4 protein-coding genes are annotated in these 3,549 nt (G+C 62.5%); 3 read left to right on the plus strand and 1 reads right to left on the minus strand.

Annotated elements, in window-relative coordinates; genetic code table 11:
* The 3 genes from AC1DLB_RS25070 to hcnC form a co-directional block, all read left to right on the plus strand.
* Window positions 1–131 (plus strand): 2Fe-2S iron-sulfur cluster-binding protein (locus AC1DLB_RS25070; RefSeq protein ID WP_477785845.1); only part of this gene is annotated, 131 nt, incomplete at its 5' end.
* Window positions 131–1,540 carry a cyanide-forming glycine dehydrogenase subunit HcnB gene (gene hcnB, locus AC1DLB_RS25075; protein ID WP_111453215.1) on the plus strand — a complete coding sequence of 470 codons (1,410 nt, stop codon included), beginning with the start codon at window positions 131–133 and terminating at the stop codon, window positions 1,538–1,540. The genes AC1DLB_RS25070 and hcnB, both read left to right, overlap by 1 nt.
* Window positions 1,533–2,792 (plus strand): cyanide-forming glycine dehydrogenase subunit HcnC, encoded by a 1,260-nt coding sequence (gene hcnC / locus AC1DLB_RS25080; protein WP_477743186.1) that lies wholly within the window; start codon window positions 1,533–1,535, stop codon window positions 2,790–2,792. Before hcnB ends, hcnC begins: the two co-directional genes overlap by 8 nt.
* Before the next feature lie 51 nt (window positions 2,793–2,843).
* Here the strand turns inward: hcnC and AC1DLB_RS25085 are convergent.
* A partial coding sequence (locus AC1DLB_RS25085; RefSeq protein ID WP_477785844.1) for an isocitrate lyase/PEP mutase family protein occupies window positions 2,844–3,549 on the minus strand: 706 nt, incomplete at its 5' end.

Raw genomic sequence — 3,549 nt, forward strand, 5'->3', positions numbered from 1 at the left:
GCATGGGCGTGTGCCAATGCTGTCTGGTGAAAATCGATGGCCGGCACAAACGGCGTGCCTGCCAGACGATCGTGCGTGAGGGCATGCGCATCGAAACCCGGGTCAACCGTATCGCCGGGCAGGAGGTTTGATGAGCCTGCAACCGGTGATCGTCGGCGGCGGGCCGGCGGGTATGGCCGCGGCCATTGAACTGGCGCGCCATGGTGTGCGTTGTACCTTGCTCGAAGAGGCTTCGCGTCTTGGCGGGGTGGTCTATCGCGGCCCCTTGCGCGATAACGTGCAACTGGATTACCTGGGGCCGCGCTATTCGGAAGTGCTGGCCAAACTGCATGGAGAATTCCACGAGCAGTCGGGCCTGATCGACGTGCGCTTGAACCACCGCGTGGTCGGCGCCGAAGGTACCCGGGCGTTGGTGGTGCTGGACGTCAATGAGCATTTGCAGGAGGTCCAATACCCGCAGCTGCTGTTGGCTGCCGGTTGCCATGAGCGCAGCGTACCGTTCCCCGGCTGGACCTTGCCTGGGGTGATTCTGCTGGGTGGTTTGCAACTGCAAATCAAGAGCGGCGTCGTTCAACCCCAGGGGCCGGTGGTGATTACTGGTACCGGTCCGCTGTTGCCGCTGGTGGCCTGCCAGCTACACGCTTCGGGGGTGAGCGTCGCCGGAGTCTACGAGGCGTGCGCGTTCGGCAAGATCGCCCGGGAAAGCCTCGCGCTATTGAACAAGCCGCAGTTGTTCCTCGACGGTTTGAGCATGCTCGCGTACCTGAAACTGCACGGCATTCCCATGCACTATGGCTGGGGCGTGGTCGAGGCTCAAGGCGAGGAAGAGTTGAAATCAGTGACCGTTGCGCCGTACTCCAGCACCTGGGAGCCAGACCTGAGCCGCGCCGAACGGATTGCCGCGCAGACCCTGGCGGTCGGCTATGGCTTCATTCCTCGCACTCAACTCAGCCAGCAAATGGGCCTGGACCACGGCTTCAGCGATGACGGCTACCTGCGGGCCAGCGCCAATGTCTGGCAGCAAAGCAGCGAACCCCATGTGCATCTGGCCGGTGACATGGGCGGAATTCGCGGAGGCGAGGCGGCCATGCTTGCGGGACGAATCGCAGCAGTGTCGATCCTGCTGCAACGTGACGTGCTGGATGCGGAGTTGGCGCGGGTCAGACGTGACCGCTACCTGTCGAAACTCAAGTCCATCGTGCGCTTTCGCGCCGCCGTCGACCGTTACACCGAACGCGGTGCCGGGCAGACCGCATTGCCGGTCGCCGACACGGTGATTTGCCGCTGTGAGCACGCGACCCGCGCCGACATCGATCGGGCGCTGGAGCAGGGTGTGCAAGACCTGGCCAGCCTGAAAATGCGTACCCGCGTGAGCATGGGCGACTGTCAGGGGCGGATGTGCGTCGGTTATTGCACCGACCGTTTGCGCGAAGCCACCGGGCGGCAAGATGTGGGCTGGTTGCGACCGCGCTTTCCCGTCGACCCGATTCCTTTTTCAGCATTCCAGTCTGTCGGCACGGAGGCTGCAAGCCATGAGTAAGTTCTACGACGTGATCATCGCCGGCGGCGGTGTGATCGGGGCGTCCTGCGCCTATCAGTTATCCAAGCGCAAACACCTGAAAGTCGCGCTGATCGACGCCAAGCGACCCGGCAACGCGACCCGTGCTTCGGCCGGTGGCTTGTGGGCGATCGGTGAGTCGGTGGGCTTGGGCTGCGGGGTGATTTTCTTCCGCATGATGTCGGCCAATCGCAAGCGCGAAGCCCAGGGTGCGGCGGTGGCGGTGGACTCCAGCACGCCGCATATCCTGCCGCAGTCGTTCTTCGATTTAGCCTTGCAGTCCAACGCGATGTACCCGGATTTGCACCGGGAGCTGCAGGACAATCACGGGATGGATTTCAAGTTCGAGAAGACCGGCTTGAAATTCGTGATCTACGACGATGAAGACCGGCTCTACGCCGAGCACATCGTGGCGTGCATTCCGCACCTGGCGGATCAGGTGCGCTGGCTCGATCAAGCGGCACTGCGCGAAGCCGAGCCAAGTGTCAGCCATGAGGCGAGGGGGGCGCTGGAGTTTCTCTGCGACCATCAGGTCAGCCCGTTCCGCCTGGCCGATGCCTACACCGAAGGCGCGCGGCAAAACGGTGTGGACCTGTATTTCAACACCAACGTCACCGGGGTGCTGCACCACGGCTCGCAGGTCACTGGCGTGCAGACCTCCGAGGCCGGTGTGTTCCGTTGCGATACGCTGATCAACGCTGCGGGTGCGTGGGCCGCCGACCTCAGCGAGCATGCCACCGGCATTCGCATTCCGGTGAAACCGGTGAAGGGCCAGATCCTGCTGACCGAGCGCATGCCGAAGATCCTGCGCGGTTGCCTGACCACCAGCGACTGTTACGTGGCGCAGAAAGACAATGGCGAAATCCTGATCGGCAGCACCACCGAAGACAAAGGTTTCGACGTGACCACCACCTACCCTGAAATCAGCGGTCTGGTGCAAGGCGCGGTGCGCTGCATTCCTGCGCTCGCCGACATCAACCTGAAACGTTGCTGGGCCGGGTTACGTCCTGGTTCGCCGGACGAACTGCCGATTCTCGGGCCGATGAAAGGCGTGCAGGGTTATCTCAATGCCTGCGGACATTTCCGCACCGGCATCCTGACCTCGGCGATTACCGGCGTGGTGCTGGACAAACTGGTGAATAACGAGCCGTTGCCGCTGGATATCACACCGTTTCTGGCGGATCGGTTTGAAGTGACGCCGGAGGTCGAATCGAAAGAAGCGCACATGGCTTGACCTCAACCTCACCACAGACGCGCGAGCGCTGTGGTGAGGGCGCTTGTGCCGTCATTCTTTAACGCGCATGAACTCTTCCGCCCAACGAATGTAGTCCTCCGGCTGCGTATAGGTATGCGTCAGTTCGGTGGCGTTCAGGTCGGAGGCCTGGGTGAAGATCTGGCGCTGTTCACGCAGGCTGTCATAAGTGGCTTTGATCGCTGCGAAGTAGGCGCCATGGCCGTCGATGGTGACTCGCACGCCCAATTCGGCCAGGCGTTTGTCGTCGCGCAGCAGCGGGTTGCCGTAGGTGACCAGCATCAGCGGTACGCTCAGGTGTTCGGCGATCTGTTCCAGATGATCGAAATCCTGCACGCCCACCATGCAAATCCCGTCGGCCCCGGCCTGTTGGTAATGCTGGGTGCGGCTGATGATTTCCTGGACCGGCAGGATCCCTGCGTTGGTGCGGGCGATGATCGCCATTTCCGAGTCGACCCGGGCTTCCAGCGCCGCGCGGATCTTGCCGACACCTTCGGCGACCGTGATCAGGTCGGTGGACTTGCGACCGAATYGCGCCGGCAGCAGAGTGTCTTCGATGGTCAGGGCGGCCACGCCGGCGCGTTCGAGTTCGACGATGGTGCGCATGACATTGAGCGCGTTGCCGTAGCCGTGATCGGCGTCGGCAATGACCGGCAATTGCGCCACTCGGCCGATGCGGGTGGCTTGTTCGGCGAACTCACTGAGGGTGATCAACGCAAAATCGGGAGCGCCCAATACC

The organism is Pseudomonas sp. 05N434 (genome assembly GCF_056396965.1).

Coding starts and splice junctions, on each gene's coding strand:
- hcnB (WP_111453215.1), top strand. CDS start 131: ATGAGCCTGCAACCGGTGATCGTCGGCGGCGGGCCGGCGGGTATGGCC.
- hcnC (WP_477743186.1), top strand. CDS start 1,533: ATGAGTAAGTTCTACGACGTGATCATCGCCGGCGGCGGTGTGATCGGG.